This is a genomic window from Paraburkholderia phenazinium, from assembly GCF_900141745.1.
Taxonomy (GTDB): Bacteria; Pseudomonadota; Gammaproteobacteria; order Burkholderiales; family Burkholderiaceae; genus Paraburkholderia; species Paraburkholderia phenazinium_B.
In genome coordinates, this window is the sequence record NZ_FSRM01000002.1 from 3,802,165 (window position 1) to 3,820,848 (window position 18,684).

At 63.2% G+C, this 18,684-nt stretch carries 17 protein-coding genes; 8 read left to right on the forward strand and 9 right to left on the reverse strand.

Going from position 1 to position 18,684, the window contains the following annotated elements; genetic code table 11:
• Together BUS06_RS36940 and BUS06_RS36945 are read left to right on the forward strand one after the other, a co-directional pair.
• Positions 1-900, forward strand: a complete 900-nt coding sequence (locus BUS06_RS36940) for a LysR family transcriptional regulator (protein ID WP_074269172.1) — start codon at positions 1-3, stop codon at positions 898-900.
• A gap of 20 nt (positions 901-920) precedes the next feature.
• Complete coding sequence (locus tag BUS06_RS36945; RefSeq protein WP_143787716.1) at positions 921-2,282, forward strand: D-amino acid dehydrogenase; 1,362 nt, start codon at positions 921-923, stop codon at positions 2,280-2,282.
• Positions 2,283-2,309: 27 nt separating this feature from the next.
• Here BUS06_RS36945 and BUS06_RS36950 read toward each other — a convergent pair whose 3' ends face one another.
• Positions 2,310-2,816: a GNAT family N-acetyltransferase gene (locus BUS06_RS36950; protein WP_217272848.1), complete on the reverse strand. Its 507-nt coding sequence runs from the start codon at positions 2,814-2,816 to the stop codon at positions 2,310-2,312.
• 64 nt (positions 2,817-2,880) lie between these two features.
• The gene (locus tag BUS06_RS36955; protein ID WP_074269175.1) at positions 2,881-4,200 is read right to left on the reverse strand and encodes an Nramp family divalent metal transporter; all 1,320 of its coding nucleotides are present in this window, start codon (positions 4,198-4,200) and stop codon (positions 2,881-2,883) included.
• A 203-nt stretch (positions 4,201-4,403) separates the two neighbouring features.
• Between BUS06_RS36955 and BUS06_RS36960 the strand changes: the two genes are divergently transcribed.
• The 3 genes from BUS06_RS36960 (at position 4,404) to BUS06_RS36970 (ending at position 9,116) form a co-directional block, all read left to right on the forward strand.
• Positions 4,404-5,417, forward strand: coding sequence for a YVTN family beta-propeller repeat protein (locus tag BUS06_RS36960; RefSeq protein WP_083611761.1), 1,014 nt, complete (start codon positions 4,404-4,406; stop codon positions 5,415-5,417).
• Between the two features lie 54 nt (positions 5,418-5,471).
• Positions 5,472-6,488, forward strand: a complete 1,017-nt coding sequence (locus BUS06_RS36965) for a sterol desaturase family protein (RefSeq protein ID WP_074269177.1) — start codon at positions 5,472-5,474, stop codon at positions 6,486-6,488.
• Between the two features lie 438 nt (positions 6,489-6,926).
• Positions 6,927-9,116, forward strand: coding sequence for a DUF6600 domain-containing protein (locus BUS06_RS36970; RefSeq protein ID WP_074269178.1), 2,190 nt, complete (start codon positions 6,927-6,929; stop codon positions 9,114-9,116).
• A gap of 47 nt (positions 9,117-9,163) precedes the next feature.
• Here BUS06_RS36970 and BUS06_RS36975 read toward each other — a convergent pair whose 3' ends face one another.
• From BUS06_RS36975 to ftrA, 3 genes are all read right to left on the reverse strand, one after another.
• Positions 9,164-9,931 (reverse strand): bestrophin-like domain, encoded by a 768-nt coding sequence (locus tag BUS06_RS36975; RefSeq protein ID WP_074269179.1) that lies wholly within the window; start codon positions 9,929-9,931, stop codon positions 9,164-9,166.
• A gap of 33 nt (positions 9,932-9,964) precedes the next feature.
• Positions 9,965-10,876 (reverse strand): hypothetical protein, encoded by a 912-nt coding sequence (locus BUS06_RS36980; protein ID WP_074269180.1) that lies wholly within the window; start codon positions 10,874-10,876, stop codon positions 9,965-9,967.
• A 311-nt stretch (positions 10,877-11,187) separates the two neighbouring features.
• Complete coding sequence (ftrA, locus tag BUS06_RS36985) at positions 11,188-12,156, reverse strand: transcriptional regulator FtrA (protein WP_074269181.1); 969 nt, start codon at positions 12,154-12,156, stop codon at positions 11,188-11,190.
• Between the two features lie 97 nt (positions 12,157-12,253).
• Here ftrA and BUS06_RS36990 point away from each other — a divergent pair, with 97 nt between their 5' ends.
• The 3 genes from BUS06_RS36990 (at position 12,254) to BUS06_RS37000 (ending at position 15,635) form a co-directional block, all read left to right on the forward strand.
• A complete protein-coding gene (locus BUS06_RS36990) occupies positions 12,254-12,670 on the forward strand; it encodes a rhodanese-like domain-containing protein (protein WP_074269182.1) in 417 nt (138 codons plus the stop codon).
• A 128-nt stretch (positions 12,671-12,798) separates the two neighbouring features.
• The gene (locus tag BUS06_RS36995) at positions 12,799-14,871 is read left to right on the forward strand and encodes a putative bifunctional diguanylate cyclase/phosphodiesterase (protein ID WP_074269183.1); all 2,073 of its coding nucleotides are present in this window, start codon (positions 12,799-12,801) and stop codon (positions 14,869-14,871) included.
• Complete coding sequence (locus BUS06_RS37000; RefSeq protein ID WP_074269184.1) at positions 14,868-15,635, forward strand: hypothetical protein; 768 nt, start codon at positions 14,868-14,870, stop codon at positions 15,633-15,635. Before BUS06_RS36995 ends, BUS06_RS37000 begins: the two co-directional genes overlap by 4 nt.
• Positions 15,636-15,715: 80 nt before the next feature.
• On the opposite strand, the gene BUS06_RS37005 is transcribed toward BUS06_RS37000, so the two are convergent.
• From BUS06_RS37005 to dapA, 4 genes are all read right to left on the reverse strand, one after another.
• Positions 15,716-16,144 (reverse strand): bactofilin family protein, encoded by a 429-nt coding sequence (locus BUS06_RS37005; protein ID WP_074269185.1) that lies wholly within the window; start codon positions 16,142-16,144, stop codon positions 15,716-15,718.
• A gap of 107 nt (positions 16,145-16,251) precedes the next feature.
• A complete protein-coding gene (locus tag BUS06_RS37010; protein WP_074269186.1) occupies positions 16,252-16,620 on the reverse strand; it encodes a hypothetical protein in 369 nt (122 codons plus the stop codon).
• Entirely contained in the window at positions 16,613-17,569 is a 957-nt protein-coding gene (locus tag BUS06_RS37015) for a M23 family metallopeptidase (RefSeq protein ID WP_074269187.1), read from the reverse strand. Before BUS06_RS37015 ends, BUS06_RS37010 begins: the two co-directional genes overlap by 8 nt.
• A 230-nt stretch (positions 17,570-17,799) precedes the next feature.
• A complete protein-coding gene (gene dapA, locus BUS06_RS37020; protein WP_074269188.1) occupies positions 17,800-18,657 on the reverse strand; it encodes a 4-hydroxy-tetrahydrodipicolinate synthase in 858 nt (285 codons plus the stop codon).
• Positions 18,658-18,684: the final 27 nt, after the last annotated feature.

The following is an 18,684-nucleotide window of genomic DNA, read 5'->3' on the forward strand; positions in this document are numbered from 1 at the left end:
GTGCGTTTGCGACATATCGAAGTGTTCAGTGCCATCATGCTGACCGGTTCCACCAATGCGGCGGCGCGGCTCCTGCACATCTCGCAACCGGCTGTCAGCAAGATGCTTCAGCACGCGGAACGCACGGTGGGCTTTCCGCTCTTCCTGCGCAGCAAGGGCAAGCTCGTGCCGACCCAGGAGGCATTGCGCCTGCAGCAGGAGTTGACGCCGTTCGACGAGCAATTGAAGCGCATCCGCCGACTCGTCACGAGTCTTTCGCAAGGCGCAGCGCGTCCGTTGCGCGTCGCGGCAACACCCGCGCTGGCGCATCATCTGTTGCCCCAGGCCGTTGCACGCTGGGCACAAGCGTTTCCGCAATTGCGTTGTGAACTTGCTGTTTCCCATACGCGCGAGATCGAGCAGGCCCTGCTGCTCGACGAAATCGAACTTGGCCTGACCATGAGTCCGGTGTCACATCCGAACCTGCTGCTCACGCCGCTGCGCCGCTGCAACCTGTGCGCGATCGCGCCGGCCGGCTGGTGGTCCGCGAAACTGCTCACACGACCGCTGCAGGCGAAAGAACTCGCCAATCAGCCGTTCATTACGATCGACGCCAACGACTACCTTGGCGCCATTCTGTCGAACTGGCTCGCCGACGCCGGACAAAGCCCGGCAAGCGCCATCTCGGTTCAGACCTACCCGCTCGCGAAGTCGCTGGTGCAGGCGCGTGTGGGCGTGGCCCTCGTCGATTCGTTCACCGCGAACTATCCGCCCAATGGCGCGGAGATCCAGGTGCGGCCCCTCGATATCGACGCCAGCCTGAACGTCTATGCGCTGACCCAGCATGAGCATCCGCCGCCGCGCAGCGCGGAGCGTCTGATCGAATTCCTGCGCGAAGGCGGCGAAGCGACCGATACCTGAGGCCCGCTGACAGGCTGTCTATAACCCGGAGCTATAACCCGCCTGCAGATCGGTATTGGACGGCCCCAACGGCACTACGGAACAATGGTTGCTCATTCACCTGGGTCTCCCAATTACCCCCTACTGCCATGCATGTACTTGTCATCGGAGCCGGCGTAATCGGACTCGCCGCAGCATGGTATCTGCGCGCCGACGGGCATCAGGTCACCGTCGTCGAACGCAACCAGGACGTCGGCCTCGAAACCAGCTTCGCCAACGGCGGTCAGCTCTCCTATAGCTATGTCGCCCCGCTCGCGGGCCCGGGCGTCCTCTCCAAACTGCCTGGCTGGCTGCTGCGCCACGATTCGCCCGTCCGCTTCCGGCCAAGCGCCGACCCGGAGCAGTGGCGCTGGCTGCTGCAGTTCGTGCGTGCCTGTACGCTCGAGCAGAGCGAGGCGTGTACCCGCAAGCTGCTGTCTTTGTCGTTTTTCAGCCGCGATCTGATGCATGAACTGCTCGTGCATGAACCCGACATACGCTTCGAACACGCGAACGCGGGCAAGCTAGTGGTGTATCGCACGGACGCTGCTTTCGATGCAGCGTGCCGTCTGCTGGACTACCAGCGCTCGCTAGGCTGCGAACAGGACGCGCTCGATGCGAAGGCGTGCATCGCGAGAGAACCCGCCCTCGCCCATCTCGGCAGCCAGTTGTGCGGCGGCATTTTTACCGCCAGTGAAGACAGTGGCGACTGCTACCAGTTTTGCGTGAGCATGATGCAGCTATTGCGCGAGCGCGGGGTTGGCTTTCGTTTCGGCACCGCGGTCACGCAACTGCGCGAGGTCTCGGCACAAAGAGTTGCTGCGTATGCGGGTGAGGAACGGCTCGACGCGGATCACATCGTGCTCGCCAACGCTGCGCCAAGCGTACCGCTGCTTCGCGCCCTAGGGATTCGTGTGCCGCTTTATCCGCTCAAGGGCTACAGCCTGACCGCGCCCGTTGTGGCAGATGCGGCCGCGCCGCGCATCAGCATCACTGACTTCGAGCGCAAGATCGTCTATGCACGATTGGGAAACCGGCTGCGGATCGCGGGCATGGCCGATATCACCGGCCGGCTCGCCGACATCGATCTCAAACGGGTAGCGACGCTGCGTGCGCAATCGGCTGCCACCTTTCCCGGTGCGGTCGATTTCGACACCGCCGCCGTGTGGTGCGGACTTCGCCCCGCCACGCCGAAGAGCATGCCGGTCATCGACGGCACGCGCTTTGCCAACCTCTGGCTGAACCTGGGACAGGGTGCGCTCGGCTTCACGCTGGCGCTTGCGTCAGGACGTCTGATTGGAGATCTGGTCGCACGCCGCGAACCGGCCATCGCACTCGATGGTTTCGGACTCCGCAGCATGTAAAGCCGCATTGCGGCTCTCAGTTGCATCTCAACCGGACGGTCCCATGCCATTGGCCAACTGAGTCCCGTCCGGCTGCAACGCATACACCACATCGGGACATCCTTCTTCGTTGTCGCTGCCGTCACCAAAAGCGATCGCGACAAATCCATGCCGCTCGTAAAACGCGCGCGCCCGTTTGTTTTCGGCAAAGCAATGCAGATGAATGGGCAAGCGCGCGTTCGCCCTCACCTCAGCCAGAAGGCTCGTGCCGACACCCTGGCCGACTCGCGACGGCATGACGTAGAGTTGATCGAGCCACAGCACGCCGTCGACTGTGGAGATCGCGGCGATGCCAACGATCAGCCCTCGCGTGTCGGTCGCCACGGTGACGCCACCCGTCGGGATTAACCAGTCTGCGATCCACCGGCAGACGGCGAGGTCGGAATGCGCGAGCGGCGCAAACGGCATCAATTCCTTGCGCGCCCGGAGAAAAACATCGGTGACGCCACCTATATCAGCAACCGTGGCTGGGCGGATGATGAGTTCCAGCTTCAACTCCATTTCGATGCGGTTTTCAGAGCGAGGTTTTTATAAGCACTCAGTGCAGGATACGCGTCTTTCAACTCGACAATCCCGGCACACTGACGCCGAAAGTTTGCAACAGCAGGACCACGTTCAGCACAAGCACCACGACCCCCGAGAACCCGGCCGCGAGCATCATCGGCACGCCGTTTCGATACTGGCCCATCACCCGCTCGCGGCAGGTGAACCAGATCAGTGCCGCCATCGGCACGGGCAGCGCAAAGCTCAGCACCACCTGGCTGATGACGAGCGCATGCGTCGCATTCACTCCCAACGCGACGACGATAAACGAAGGCACCATCGTAATCGCTCTTCGCAACCACAGCGGAATCTGAAAGCCGACGAAGCCCTGCATGATCATCTGCCCTGCCATGGTCCCGACCACCGAACTCGAGATTCCCGACGCAATCAACGACAGCAGGAAGATCCCTGCCGCGCCAATGCCGAGCAACGGTGCAAGCGTGTGATACGCCGTTTCGATTTCGGCGACCTCCGGATGACCCGCATGGAAAGCCGCGGACGCCATGATAACCATGGCGATATTGATCAGTCCCGCAATCGTGAGGGCGATTACCACTTCGATATTGGAGAATCGCAGCAGCATGACCCGTTCGCCCTCGTTGCGCGCGGGGGCGCGGTTTTGCGTGAGGCCCGAATGCAGAAACAGCGCATGCGGCATCACTGTGGCGCCGATAATGCCCACAGCGATCGTCACCGCACCGGCATCCGGCAATTGCGGCGTAAAAAGATGCCCGAATACGCTTGGCCACGCCACCCGCGTGATGAAGAGTTCGGCCAGATAGGAGAGCCCGATGATGCCGACCAGCGCGCCGATCGCCAGTTCCAGCGGCCGGAAACCGGCCTTCTCGAACAACAGCAGGAAGTACGTGACGAGCGCCGTGACGATCATGCCGGCCAGCAAAGGCATATGAAACAGCAACGCGAGACCGATCGCACCGCCCAGAAACTCGGCCAGATCGGTCGCCATTGCGGCAATTTCACTCACCATCCACATCGCGAATACGAGCGGCGCAGGAAAATTTTCCCGGCATAATTCGGCGAGATTGCGCCCCGTGACGATGCCGAGTCTGGCCGAGAGCGCCTGAAACAGCATGGCCACGATGTTGGCGAGCAGAACCACCCACAGCAAGGCGTAGCCGTAGCGAGCGCCGGCCTGGATGTTGGTCGCGAAGTTGCCGGGGTCCATATAGGCCACCGAGACGACCACCGCCGGTCCTGCAAACGGCAACACCATGGCCGCGCCGCGGCGGCGCCCTTCGAGCACCTCGCGGATCGCCAGGGTGGTGCGCCCGGTGACCGTGCCGGAGGCCGTTTTGTCGCGCACACGTTCGTCCATCTGTGCCTCGTCGGATTGCCCCGAATCGCAAAAGATGCGATCCGCAGGCATTTGATCGGCCCACACGTGCTAATTTCTCACATTTGCCGCGAGCGTGCGTCATCGAAAACCGCGCTCAGGACGTTAATGAAGTGCGGCTTTGCCGCACTTCCATGAAGGCACAGCTTTTCGGTGTCGCTTTACACCTTCGGATACTTTACAGAATGCCTTACTCGCCGGTTACATTTCTTTCGAGAGCCACCCTGGCCGCCGCGGCCGCCTTCTCCCTGATCGGCCACCTGAATACCGCTTACGCCGCCGACCGGGTCATCGTGCTCGACTCGGGCGAGTCAGAACTCTCGCTGATCGACGAAGCTACCCACAAAGTGGTCGGCACCGAGCCGACCGGCAAAGAACCTCATCACCTGATGATCACGCCGGACGGCAAGTCGCTGATCGTCGCCGATTCGATTTCGAACAACCTGATGTTCGTCGACCCGCACACCGGCGCGGTGCAGCGCACCGTCGACGGTATCGAGGACCCGTATCAACTCGGTTTCTCGCCGGATCACAAGTGGTTTGTCACGGCTGCGCTGCGCATGGACCGCGCCGACATCTACCACTATGACGGCACCAACATGACGCTCGTCAAGCACATCCCGCTTGCGAAGACGCCGAGCCACATGACGTTCGCTTCCGACAGCCGCACCGTGTTCATGACGCTGCAGGACTCGGGCGAACTCGCCGCCATCGACCTGCCCACGCAAACCGTGCTGTGGAAAATGCACGTGGGCAACGAGCCGGCCGGCCTGTGGATGACGCCTGGCGACAAGTACCTGCTGGTCGGCATGACCGGCGAAGACGACGTGGCCGTGGTCGACTGGCGCAAGCAGCAGATCGTCAAAAAGATCCACACGGGCCGCGGCGCGCACAACTTCCGCAACCTCGATGACGGCAAGCACGTGGTGGTCTCGAATCGCGTCGAAAGCACGATCAGCATTATCGACTACACCACGCTCACCAACGTCGGCGACATCACCGGACTGATGCCCGGACCGGACGACATGGAACTAACTCCGGACAAGCGCTATCTATGGGTCGGGTTCCGCTTCGCCAAGCACGTCGGCGTCATCGACCTGACTACGCGCAAACTGATCGATACCATCGCAGTGGGCCGCTCGCCGCACGGCATCTATTTCGACAATCGCGCACCGGTAATTGCACCGAACCCGGACTAAACGAACGGCCTGCTTAAAGATGCATTGCATGACCAGTTATTCACGAGGATTCTGATGTTCCATGAAATCGTCACGCAGCTCGACAACATGGTGTCCGCCCTGCAGACGCTGCTATATGTCGACGTGGTGCAGCCGTTTTTCTACCGCTTCGGCCTGATGGGTTACGACGAAGACACCTATGACGCCCTGTACTGGGTGATCATCGGCGCGCTGCAAATCGTCGTCATGTATCTCGCGCTGCGTCCGCTCGAAGCGCTGCGCCCCATCGAAGAGTGGAAGGACCGCAAGGCCTTGCGCGCCGATGTGCTGTACACGTGGATCGCCAAACTGGGCATCATCAATATCGCGTTCTTTTTCATGCTCCAGCCGCTGTTCGATCACTGGCAGAGCCTGATCTCGATCTACAACGTTCCGAACATCGATATCGACAACCTCTGGCCAGGCGTGACGGATCAGCCGATCGTCTCGTTCCTGATCTATCTGGTGGTGCTCGACTTTGCCGGCTACTGGTATCACCGCTGGCAACACCGCTTCGGCGTGTGGTGGGAACTGCACGCGGTGCATCACAGCCAGCAGCAGATGTCGTTGTGGAACGACGACCGCAATCACTTCCTCGACGACATCATCCAGGCCGCATTCTTTGCAGCGATCTCGCTGTTTATCGGCGTGCAGCCGAACCAGTTTGTCGTGCTGATTGCAGTCAGTAACTTCATGCAGAGCATTCAGCACGTCAATGCGCGCTTGCCGTATGGGTGGCTACTCGAGCGCATTGTCGTCAGCCCGATCTTTCATCGCCGCCATCACGCGGTCGGTTATGGTCATGAAGGCACCGCTTACGGCTGCAACTTCGGTGTGCTGTTTCCGTGGTGGGACATGATGTTCCGCACGGCGTCATGGAATCGCACGGTCGAGCCCACCGGTATTCGCGATCAGTTGCCGGCACCGCTCGGCGATAACCGCCCCTACGGCCAGGGCCTGCTCGCCCAGCAATGGTTGGCGTTCGGCCGCATCGCCGCACGTCTGACCGGCCGGCGCGCGTACGCGCCGGGCACAACCGACGCAGCAAACTGACCCGTCGACGCAGGGCGGCCTGCCGCCCTGCGCTATCACGCTCGCTGTAAATTAATCTATTCACGGTCACGCCAGACGCGCCGCTGTCGTACCCCGCCACGCAGTACGTCCTCCACTGTTCGAACCTTCGCGTATCCTTGCGTCGCACTGCATCGCAAGCTCTCACCAGCAAGCCGATTACGCAATGGTTGCATGTCCTTACAAATCGGCCTGCTTTTCGATAGGTCTCCAAGGGATCGAATCTGCCGCCGCAAAGCGCGCTCTTACGATCGTCCAACGGGCTCTATGCAGCGCTCACATTTCGTTGCAAACTCGCGTCCCGGTTACAACGCGAATGTCATCCGCTCCCCCGTTCGCGACGTTAGCCAGTTGGACGTACACATAAGGGCCGCTTTCGACTTCGGGCCTGACAAAATGAAACCTTCGGAGCAGCCGATAATGACAACAACCTTCCACCGCCTGCGCGCGACCGCGCTCACGGTCTCCGCCGTTCTTGCCATGATTCCGTTCGCGGGCCACGCTCAGGTGCCCTCGCCCACAGCGCCCGCTGCTTCGGCTGCCGGTGACCCGCCTGACCGCGTCGCACGTTTGAATTACTTCGCCGGCACCGTGACGCTGGAACCTGCCGGCCTGACCGACTGGTCCTATGCCGTACTGAACCGGCCGCTGACGACCGGCGACCAGTTGTGGGCCGATGCCAACGCGCGCGCGGAACTGCATGCCGGTTCGACGGCGCTGCGGCTCGATCAGCAGACCGCGCTCGACATCGTCAACCTGAATGACACGATCACGCAGTTGAAGGTTACGCAAGGCACGCTGTCCGCTCACGTGCGCGCATTGCCGGGCGGTCAGAACTTCGAGATCGACACGCCGAACGTGGCGCTTGTCGCCACCGCGCCAGGCCTGTTCCGCGTCGACGTTGCAGCCGACGGCAGTTCGACCACCATCACGGTGCGTGCAGGCACCGCCACGGTGTACGGTGATGGAGGCTCATTCCAGGTGAACGCGGGCCAGCAGATCCAGTTTGTCGGCACCAACCTGCAACAGCAGGCGGACGGCGGTGCACCGGCACCCGATGCGTTCGACCAGTGGGTCGCAAGCCGCGATCGCGCGGAAGACAACTCGGTCTCCGCACGCTACGTCTCACGCGAAATCCCCGGTTATGAAGACCTCGACGCCAACGGTACGTGGCGTAGCGACCCGACCTACGGCGAAGTGTGGGTGCCGACGGTAGCTGTCTCGGCTGGATGGGCGCCGTATCACGAAGGCCACTGGGCGTGGATCGCGCCGTGGGGCTGGACGTGGGTGGACGACGCGCCGTGGGGCTTCGCGCCTTTCCATTATGGACGCTGGGCCTATGTCGGCCGCGCGTGGGCATGGGTGCCGGGTCCCGTGGTCGTGAGCCAGCCGCCGGTGTATGCACCGGCGCTGGTGGCCTTCGTCGGCGGCGGTGGTGGTGGCGGCGGCGCGCATTGGGGTGTCGACCTGGCGATTGGCGGAGCAGTAGGCGCCGGCGTGGCGTGGTTTGCACTCGGGCCGGGAGAGCCGTGGCATCCGGCGTATCACTACAGCCCGACGTACTACAACCGCATCAACAACGTGAACATCACCAATGTTCACAACACGACGATCATCAACAACATCCACAACACGTACATCAACCAGAACGCACCGGGCGCCATTACGGCGGTACCGGCAAATGCGTTCGTACGCGGCGAGGCGGTTGCGCAGGCAGCGCGTCCGTTCAATGCGCAGAATCTGGCCCATGCGCAGATCGGTGCCGGCGCGCCGGCTATCGCGCCGGTTCAGCAGAGCTTTGCCGGCGCGCTGCGCCCGGCTCACGTGGGTGCACCGGCAGCGCTCGCGCAGCGTCAGGTGGTTGCGACCCGCGCACCGGTCGTGCCGGCCGCTTACCACGACACGTTAGCCCAACGCTTTGCCGCGGGCGGCGGCAAGGTGGCGGGGGCCGGCGCACCGGTGGTACGCACTGCGGCGCCTGCTGCCTTCACTGCCGTGGCACACCCGGGCGCGCCGGGTACAGCAGCGCCTCGTGGAGGCTTCCAGGTGATCAACCGGGCACAGGTTCATCCAGTCGGTCCGCAAGGCGCTCCTGGGCACGGCAATGAGGCGCAAGCGGGTCATGCGCCGAATGCAGCGGCTCCGGGTGCAGCAGCACCGAATGCCGCCGCTCCGAAGCCGCAAGCCGGGGAGCAGTTGCATCCGAACGCAGCTCAGGAGAACGGCGTACCACGTCCGCAAGGCGAAGCTCCGCACGCACAGCCGGAAGAACGTAACGCGCGCCCTGCCGAAGCCGGCGCCGCGGCACCGCATGCACCGGAAGCCGGGCATGCCCAGCCGGAAGCCCAGCATGCGCAGCCCGAGCCACAGCGTCCTGCCGAAGCCGCCGCCGGCCAGCAGCCACAGCATGCTCAGGAAGCCGCACCCAGGCCGCATGAAGCGCAACCGGCCCAGGCGCCACACGCGAACCCGCATCCGGCCGAGCCTCATGCCAATCCGCACCCGGCAGCGCCGCATCCGGAACCGCACCCGGAGCAACATGCACAGCCGCATCCGGCTCCAGAGCAGCACAAGCCGGAAGGTGAGCATAAAGACGAGCATCCGCACTAAGCTCGTTGCGGCTGCCCGTTGTGCGGGCAGCCGCCGTCAAGGCGTCATCACCCCGGACGCAGCGATCGCGCCGTGGCCACCAGATTGATCGGACTCACACGAATGATCCCGCCACGCGGGCTGTCGATGTCCGCGATCAGCGCGAACGATGTCGCGACCACCAGCGGCAATACCAGCAGCAGCGTCAGGCCCACTTTGGCCGAGCGTGCGCCATAACCGACCAGCAGGTTGCAGCACACCGCGATCGCCACCATGAGCCCCCACGCGGCGATTGGAATGCGATTCCACCACGCGGCCTGCGTGTACCCCTGCGAGTTCAGCACATCGTTCATGCCGGCGACAGCCAGCGCAGTGACGGGCGTCGGCTGCGCCCCAGCAGCGTCGCGCACTGCGGCCCACAAACCCGACTGCAGTTGCGCAGTGGCCGTGTTGATCTGTTCGAGCTCCTGCACATCGCGTGTCGTGTAAAACAGCACGCGTTGTTCGAGGTAGTGACCCAATAGCGTTCTCACCTGCTGCGCATCCGCAGCGGGCAGCAAATCCGCACGCACGAATTCCGTGCCGATTGCGTTGGCTTCTTCTTCCTCATAGTTCTTGCGCTGATCGTATCGCCCCACTGCCATGGAAAAACTAAAGCCGATCATGAGCGCAAGCAGCGTGAGCGTCGCGGCCTGAACGACGTTGAAGTCTTCGCGCGACTCTGCAGTGAGGGCCTTCACACGCCTGAGCAGACTCGCCCCAATCAACGCCGACAAGGACATCGCCACCAGCGTCGACACAAACACCACCGCCGGATAGTCCATTGCATTACGCATACGCTCCCCCGGATTGCGAATCTCGAACGAGGCTTAAGAGCCTGTCTTCAGATAATATCGGCCATCGGCTGCAACATTCGGACCGAAGCCGCATGCGGCCACTGCACCGTGCGTCGCGATGTCGAGCGTCTCAGGCGCGGTCAGCCTGAACTCGAGCAGGCATTTATCCCCGTGGCCGTCATACGCGCCAAGATTGCCCGCTTTCGCAGTGGCCTCGATCGTGGCGCCGACCGGCTCTTCCGAGACGACCACTCGCGCAATGGCGCCGAAAAACCGCACGTTTGCCACGACGGTTCCAGTGTTGACCACCGGCTGACCTTCGTTGCTGACGCCTGGATAGACGAACCGTGCCTCGAGCCGATACACGCCGTGACGCCCTTTCACCGGGGCGAGTGTGACGGTGCTCCATGCGCCCAGGCTCAGATAACGTGCGAAGCTCACCCCGGACGCGGGCAGACCCTGCACCACCTGCTTGTCTGCGATACCGGACAGACGTTGCTGCGCCACCTCGACGACGCGGCTTAGCATCGGATCGTCGGGCGCATCCTTGCCGCGGCTTGCGGCAGTGCGATAGTACGCACGGGCATTCGAAAACGCGCCCAGCCCCGCCTGCACATCGCCCTCGTGGATCAAGGCCATCGTGGCGCGTGCATGCGCCGAATTGAGGGCCTTCGGCGAGTTCTCTTCTTCGGCCTGCAAGGTGGCCGCATCGGCCAGCATCGATTCCATGTCGACCAGCGTCTGCGCATCCTTGATGCGTCCCGCATCTAGCGCTGCAACACCGAGCGCCGCGCATGAGGCGTTGGTGCGGCACTGCACGTCCTTGCCGGCGAGCACGTAGCGACGGTACGCCTCGGCACGCGAGCCGGTATCGAACGCCTGGGCGGCAGCGAACGACGGCACTAGCACAGCGATAGCAGCAAAGACGAGAGGTTTTCCGAGCATGAGTGGAAGTGAGGGCAATTACGTACTCGATAAGGAGCGTCCTGCATGAACTTTTGCATGAACGCGCCCGCTACGCGAATGTGCTTTCACAGGTTCAGGTGCTACCAGTGATGCTGACAGAAAATCGACGAATGTGCGAACTCGCGCCGAAAGTTGTTGACGGGGTGAACAGGCCGCATCGGTATCGGCACCCGGCTCGTTAGCTTCCATACGCCATAGCCATCATCGGCCTGGCGGATACCGATGCAATTGTGCTGGGCGAGATGCGCGCTGATCGCCGCGCTAGACAGGCCCTGTTCGCGCGCCCACTCTCACCCATCACCCGCATCCGCGCCAAACTTCTTCCGATACGCTCCAGGACTCGTCAAAGCGATGCGCCGGAAATGCCGGCGCATCGATTCCTCCGAGCCAAAACCGGCCATCTGTGCAACGCGGGCCATCGGCAATGGGGTTTGCGCCTCCAGCAGTTCGCGCGCGATCGCCACGCGTTCACGCACCAGCCACTCGTAGGGGGCCATCCCGGTGGCATCATGAAACTGACGCTGCAACGTTCGCGGACTCATCGCCGCTTGCCCGGCAAGCGAGCTCAATGTATGCGGCAATGCCGGGTTCGCCCTGATCCAGTCCATCAATCTGGCGACACGACCGCCCTCGTCCTGAGGCATCGGTCGCGGGACGAACTGCGCCTGGCCGCCCTCACGATGCGGCGGCACGACGAGCCGCTGCGCCACCCGGTTCGCGATCGCGCTACCGTGGTCGCGCCGCACCAGATGCAGCAGCATGTCGAGCCCCGCGGCCGATCCGGCCGAAGTCATCACCTGCCCTTCGTCGACGTACAGCGCGTCTGTCTGTACACGCAATTGCGGATAACGTTGCTGCAGCTTGTCCGCGTAGCGCCAGTGAGTGGTGACGGTTTTGCCGTCGAGCACCCCCGCTGCCGCAAGAACGAAAACCCCGGAGCAGATCGAGCAAAGCCGTGCGCCTCGCCGGTAGGCTGCACGAATTTTGGCCAGCAGGGGCGCGGGCGGCAATTCGTCGGCATCGCGCCAGCCCGGCACAACAATCGTCGCGGCGCGATCGAGCAGCCGCAGCGAGTACGGCGCCGTAACAGTAATGCCGCCTGCCGCGCGCAGCGGTCCCGGCTCGACTGCGCATACTGCGAAGCGATACCACTCCCGCTCGAGCTCCGGACGCTCGAGTGCGAACAGTTCGGTAACGCAGCCGAATTCGAAGGTACAGAGCCGGTCGTAAACCAGCGCGGCGACGAGATGATCTTGCATGGCGTGATGTTACCGTAGATTGACGATCACGCCACTTCTCCGGTGACTCGCCATCCGCAACAATGAAGGCTCATCCACCGCTAACAGGAGTTCCTTCATGTCGCCCGCTGACAGCCTCGACCCAGTAACCGCCATCGCCGCAGCCGACAGCGCTGCCGCCCTCGCCCATTTCCAGGCATCGCTTCGCTTCGAAACCGACTGCTCGGATGTGTTTGCCGCGTGCGCCACAGGGAAACCCGCTTTCGTGCTGCTCGACGTGCGCAGTCCAGCGTTATATTTACAGGCACATATCGCCGGTGCGATCAATCTTCCGCACGGAAAAATCGTCGCCTCGAAGCTCGTGGATTACCCTGACGACACGCTGTTCGTCACCTATTGTGCCGGGCCCCACTGCAACGGCGCCACGCGCGGCGCCATCCGTCTCGCCCAGCTGGGGCGGCCGGTCAAAGTGATGATCGGTGGTGTGACCGGTTGGCTCGACGAAGGCTTCGAACTGATGTCAGGGAATGCTTAGGAAATACCTCTTCAAAACTCTCCCAAACCCTGAAAATCTATTAAAAAAATCCTCACAATAAATTAAACAAATCCTGCCAGCGGTCGATAACCAGTTGAGCTGTTCCCCCCTATTCGGCTGGACTAAACATGCCTGGCACATACAACTTCTGGCTGGTAGGCGCCTCGTTCGTCGTAGCGACCCTCGCGTCCTACACCGCACTCGACCTCACCGGCCGCATTTCTCTGCTCGCCTCGTCACGCCTGCGGCATGCATGGCTCGCCGGCGGCGCGGGAGCAATGGGCGTCGGCATCTGGTCGATGCACTTCATCGCCATGCTGGCGCTGTCACTGCCCATTCCGCTCGGCTACGATTTCCCGCTGACCGCACTCTCGCTCGCCATCGCCGTGGGCGTGTCGTATCTGGCGCTGCTCTCCACGACGCGTGCGCAGCTGACGCTCACGCACCTCGCGACCGGCAGCGTGCTGCTGGGTCTCGGCATTGCGGGCATGCACTACACCGGCATGGCGGCAATGCGCATGCAACCCGGCATCGACTATCAGCCGGCCTGGTTCTGCGCATCGATTGCGATCGGGATCGGCGCCTCGATGGCCGCGTTGCTGATCGCGCGCCGGCTGCGCAACGACGGCGAGCGCAACGTCACGCGCTGGCGTGTCGGCGCGGCGCTGGTCATGGCCGTCGCCATCAGCGGCATGCACTATGCCGGCATGGAAGCGGCGCACTTTCCTGTAGGTGCCATCTGCGGTGCCGCCAAAGGCGTGAATACCGAATGGCTCGCGACAGCCGTGATCCTGTTCACCTTCGCAATCCTGATCGTTACGCTGATGCTGTCCCGCTTCGACGCCCGCACCACCTTCCTCGCCAGCGCCGTAACCAACCTGAACGGACAGATCGTGCGCCTCGCCACGCTCGACACGCTGACCGGACTGCCGAACCGCACCACGCTCACAGAACGGATCCAGTCGGCCATCGAACTGGCAGGCCGCCGCCACAATGTCTTCGCAGTCCTGTTCATGGATCTGGACGGCTTCAAGACCATCAACGACTCGCTCGGCCATTCCGTCGGCGACCAGGTGCTGGCCGCCTTTGCGCAGCGCCTGCAAGCCTGCGTGCGCGCCACCGACACCGTGGCGCGGCTGGGCGGCGACGAATTCGTGGTGCTCGCGGAAAATCTGGTGGCGCGCCAGGACGCCCGCCTGATCGCAGAGAGCGTCCTCGAACGCATGCGCGAAGGCGTGTGGAACGACAACGAGCCGCTGCAGGTCATGCCGAGTATCGGGATCGCGCTGTTCCCGCAGGACGGCGACACCGTCGAGACCCTGCTCAAGCACGCGGACGCGGCCATGTACGAGGCCAAGCGCGCGGGCCGCAGCACGTGGCGCTTCTTCGAAACGAGCATGAACGAAGCGGTGACGCGTACGCTGCAAATCCAGAACGCATTGCACGAAGCACTCAGCACCGGCCTTTTCACGCTGAATTTCCAGCCTAAATTCCGTGGCGACAGCAACGAGCTGGCAGGCGCCGAAGCGCTGATCCGCCTCAACCATCCGGTGCTCGGCACGCTGCCGCCGCTGGAATTCATTCCGATTGCCGAACGCTCCGGCCAGATCGTGCAGATCGGCTACTGGGTGGTGCGTGAAACCTGCCGGCAAATCCGCCGCTGGATCGACGAAGGCCTGCCGTCGATGAAGGTGGCGATCAACCTGTCGCCGCGTCAGCTCTCGCAGCCGAATCTGGTCAGCACCGTGCTGGACATCGTCAAGAGCGAGCACGTGGCCTGCGACCAGATCATGTTCGAGATCACCGAAACCGTGGCCATGCAGGACGCCCCCAAAACAATCGAGATGATCCGCGAGTTTCAGGAATGCGGCTTCGAAATCGCCATCGACGATTTTGGCACCGGCTACTCGAGCCTCGCCTATCTGCAGCGCTTTCGCGTCAAGCAACTGAAGATCGATCGCTTCTTCACCAACGGTCTCGACGATCAAGGTCCGGAAGGCGCGGCGATCGTCTCCGCGATCATCGCGCTCGCCCACTCGCTCGATATGGATGTGGTCGCCGAAGGCGTCGAAACGTCGTCGCAACTCGGCAAGCTCAAAGCCATGATGTGCGACGAGATGCAGGGCTTTCTGCTCGGCAGGCCGCTGGCGGCGGACGCCTTCAGCGACCTGCTCAAGGAGCGGATGGCGGAGCTTTCATGAAATTCGACGTAGCAACGTTCAATTCGATTTGCCTGATGACGTTCTTGTGCAGCGGCATCGTTTCAATTGCGCTCTCGCGCATCTTCGAACGTGTTGCGGCATTCCGCTTCTGGTCGGCCGCATTTTTCCTGATGAGTGCGGCGGCTGCATGTTTCGGACTGCATCTGATCTGGAATACCAGTGCGCTGCTGGTCGCAACGGCCACCTTTAGCCTGCAGTCGCGGATCCTTATATGGGTGGGCACACGCGCCCTGTTCGGCGCCACCACGTCGCTTCGCGTTGCTTTAGCGGTGACTGCGGTGTTCTGCGTGCTGTTTTCTCTCGCCCATCTGCTGCACGCGCCGATCGTCGTTCGCGCTTCGCTGCTGACGTTGTTCTTCTTGCCGTGCCGCGCGCTGACACTCTATGAGGTCTGCCGCAGACGCCGTCCGGACCTCGGACCGGCACGCATGATGGTGGCGATCGCGAGCGTGATCGCGTGCCTCAACGCGGTCGTGCCGCTCACCCTGGTACTGCTGAACCGGGCCAATGCGTCGCTGATACTGGGCAATCCGCAATCTACGTCGGCGGTGTACGCGGTCGTGTTCGCCGGCGATCTGCTGCTGGTCATCGGCCTGATCATGCTGGCCTTGCAGCAGGTGCTTGCCGAACAGCGCATGCTCGCCAATCTCGACAAGGGTGCCGCACAGCGGCCCGGTCTGCTTAATCCGGCGCTGCGCCCCGAGGGGCCGAATTTGTCCGGGTCGGCTGCGCTGCCGGATTAGGCCTGGCCCTTGCTTCAGGTCCTGAGGCCTGATTTGATCTGAGCTGATTTCCCATAGGCCGATGCACTGCGCCCCGCGGCTCAGATGAGGTGAGGCTCCGTTTCGTTCGTCTCGCGGCCGAGCACCGTAGGAGGCACCAGCGCCGGGTCGCGCCGCGTCAGCTTGCCATCGACGGAAGCGCCGCAATCCATGCGCAACTGCTGGTAATGAATGTTGCCCGTGACGTGCGCATTAGGTTGCAGCTCGACAAAGTGATCGGCGATTACGTCGCCGACAATCTTGCCGTTCACCACCACGTCGTAACCATGCACGTTGCCCTCGATCGACCCGCGATCGCTCAGCACGAGCAACGTCTGCGTGCCCGCCTTACCGTTGACATTGCCACGCACGTGGCCGTCCATACGCAGTCCTTCACTAAATTCGAGGTCGCCGGTAATGCACACGTCGTGAGCGATCAGGGTGGCGAGCTTGGTGTGCTGAATGCTCGTGGGTTTCTTCTTGCTGAACATAGGTCATCTCTAACGGGGAATGGAAACGTTCGTCGCGCTGCGTGGCCGGGCGACGGCCGGCTTGATTGGCCAATGGCCTGATTGGTGGGCACGTCGCCGCCGGCCGCTCAGCGGCGCTTCTGCCCCTGGCCGCGCAGAAACAGCAATTCGGTATTCAGGCGGCTGGCTTCGGCAGCTGACGCGTCAGCGGTCTTTTGCACGTTGGCGCGAGCCGTGGACTCCTGTGCGAGCGCGAGGCGCGTGCGCTCCAGTTCTGCCTGCACTGCGTCCGGCGAAACCGGCACGCTTGCACACCCTGCCGGCACCGCGGCGTGCTGCGAGTCACGCCACCGCATTGCCGTAGCGCCCATAGCAACACCGCACGCAAGCACGCCGGCCCAGATCGCCACGCGAGCGACGCGCGAGCGCACCGGCTGCAGCGTATAGGCACGCTGCGTGAGACTGCCCGCGGCGCGGGCCGAACGAAGATCAACCATGGGACGTGGCGCCGAACAGCGCAAGGTAGGCGGTCGGATCAACCGGGGCGCCGTTCACCAGTACTTCGAAGTGCAGATGCGGCCCGGTGGAGCGGCCAGTGGTACCGATGTCCGCGACGTGCTGGCGCGGCAGCACCAGATCGCCTTCGTGGACGAGGATGCGCGACGCGTGACCGTAGCGCGTGATGAGACCGTTGCCGTGATCGATCTCCACCGCATTGCCGTAGCCGCCCTTCGGACCGGCATAGACCACGCGGCCACCGGCCGCGGCAAGAATCGGCGTACCGCTCGGTGCGACCAGATCGACGCCAGGATGAAAACTGAGCTTATGCGTAAACGGATCGATGCGGTTGCCGAACGGCGAACCGAAGCGCGCGCCATCGGCCGGCATGCGGCCAGGAAACGCGCTGAAGGCGACCTCGTGCACATCCGTCTCATGCTCGAGCGCGGAAAGCGTCGCACGCATGCAATCGAGCTGCTGCTGGGTCGAAGCCGCATCGCCACGCGAAGGCCGCGTAGCGATTTCGACGCAGCGCCGCGGCGGCAGCGACGGGCCGCCTTCGCCATCCGCATCCGAGGTGTCCTGATCCGCTGGATTAGCCGGCGCGCGCGGCGGCGCTTTCGGTGTGTTCAGGCGGGACTCGAAATCGCGCAGCGCGCCGACCTGCGTCGTCAGGCGCTCGAGCCGCGGCTCGAGCTGCGCCATCGAGGCATTGAGCTTGCCGAGTTGATCGATCGCATAGTCGTGTTCGACGCGGCTTGTCGCCGGCGCGCCCTGGCCCGTTGCATCGTGAGAGGGTAAATGGATGCCGATCGCCACCCCTGCGGCGAGCGACAGAACCGAAGCGCCTGCGACCGCCACAATCGCAATGCCAAGCGCCGCGCGCCGCGTAACGAAGCGGACCTCCCCGCTACTCAGCCGGCTACCGGCACCGAGAATGGAGGACATCAACGGCTCTCCGCCGGCGGCGCGCATTGCCACGCGGACTCGCAAGAGCGCTGACAAGCGCGGCGCGCAGACAGGACGGAGACAACAATGACAGCGAAGAGGCTAACCGGCATGCAGCATGAGTCGGACGACGACCGACGTGGGATGAAAGACAAGGGCGCAAATTATCCCCTCTCATCGTCGAGCATCATCTCAAATTCGGATGCCTCAGCAATCACGCAAGCTTGCGCTCACGCATCGACCAGTTGCCGCAATCGCTCGCGCAGTGCTTCCGAGGCCCGTGTCATCGGCGCGCGCAGTTCGTCGCGGATCAGTCCCTGGGCCGCCAGCGCTGCCTTCACCGGACCAGGATTGGGCTCCGAACACAGTGCCCCGATCAACGGTGCGAGCGTGTGGAAAATCGCCCGGCCATCTTCGAGACGGCCCTCCGTTAGCGCACGGTACAACGCCACAAAACGCTCGGGATGCACATGCGCCGAAGCGGCAATCGCGCCGCTGCCACCAAGGCAAAGCGTATTGAACAGATTCATGTCGTCACCGGCGAGCACCTGCAGGCGGCCGTCGAGAATCAGCGCGAGCGTCGTGTCGAGCGAACCGGCGCAGTCCTTCACCGCCCGAATCCGCGGATGCGCGGCCAGCGTCAACAGCGTCGCAAGTTCGAGACGCACGCCAGTGCGATACGGAATGTCATAGAGGACCACCGGCTTGACGCTGAGATCGGCCAGACCGGTGAAATGTTCGATCAACCCGGCCTGCGAAGGCCGGATGTAGTACGGCGCCGAGATCAGCACGCCCGCGACCGGCAGATCGTTCAACTGTGCGATGCGCGCGCGCAGACTCGCGGTGTGATTGCCGGCCACGCCGGCCAGCACCGGCAGCGCGCGGGCTTCCGCAAGGATGGTCGCCAGCACCGCATCCTGCTCGGCGGTTTCGAGCGCTGCCGGCTCGCCGGTGGTACCGAGCGCAACCAGCCCTGCTACGCCTGCCTCTGCATAGAAACGCACCAGGCGCCGCAGCGCGCCGTGATCGACAGCGCCGTCGGCGAACGGCGTAATGACAGGAACCCAGATACCCGAAAAGATAGACATGACTTAACCTCGAACGCGACCGTATCG

Coding starts and splice junctions, on each gene's coding strand:
- BUS06_RS36955 (WP_074269175.1), bottom strand. CDS start 4,200: ATGGACGAACGTGTGCGCGACAAAACGGCCTCCGGCACGGTCACCGGG.
- BUS06_RS36960 (WP_083611761.1), top strand. CDS start 4,404: ATGCCTTACTCGCCGGTTACATTTCTTTCGAGAGCCACCCTGGCCGCC.
- BUS06_RS36965 (WP_074269177.1), top strand. CDS start 5,472: ATGTTCCATGAAATCGTCACGCAGCTCGACAACATGGTGTCCGCCCTG.
- BUS06_RS36970 (WP_074269178.1), top strand. CDS start 6,927: ATGACAACAACCTTCCACCGCCTGCGCGCGACCGCGCTCACGGTCTCC.
- BUS06_RS36975 (WP_074269179.1), bottom strand. CDS start 9,931: ATGCGTAATGCAATGGACTATCCGGCGGTGGTGTTTGTGTCGACGCTG.
- BUS06_RS36980 (WP_074269180.1), bottom strand. CDS start 10,876: ATGCTCGGAAAACCTCTCGTCTTTGCTGCTATCGCTGTGCTAGTGCCG.
- ftrA (WP_074269181.1), bottom strand. CDS start 12,156: ATGCAAGATCATCTCGTCGCCGCGCTGGTTTACGACCGGCTCTGTACC.
- BUS06_RS36990 (WP_074269182.1), top strand. CDS start 12,254: ATGTCGCCCGCTGACAGCCTCGACCCAGTAACCGCCATCGCCGCAGCC.
- BUS06_RS36995 (WP_074269183.1), top strand. CDS start 12,799: ATGCCTGGCACATACAACTTCTGGCTGGTAGGCGCCTCGTTCGTCGTA.
- BUS06_RS37000 (WP_074269184.1), top strand. CDS start 14,868: ATGAAATTCGACGTAGCAACGTTCAATTCGATTTGCCTGATGACGTTC.
- BUS06_RS37005 (WP_074269185.1), bottom strand. CDS start 16,144: ATGTTCAGCAAGAAGAAACCCACGAGCATTCAGCACACCAAGCTCGCC.
- BUS06_RS37010 (WP_074269186.1), bottom strand. CDS start 16,620: ATGGTTGATCTTCGTTCGGCCCGCGCCGCGGGCAGTCTCACGCAGCGT.
- BUS06_RS37015 (WP_074269187.1), bottom strand. CDS start 17,569: ATGTCCTCCATTCTCGGTGCCGGTAGCCGGCTGAGTAGCGGGGAGGTC.
- dapA (WP_074269188.1), bottom strand. CDS start 18,657: ATGTCTATCTTTTCGGGTATCTGGGTTCCTGTCATTACGCCGTTCGCC.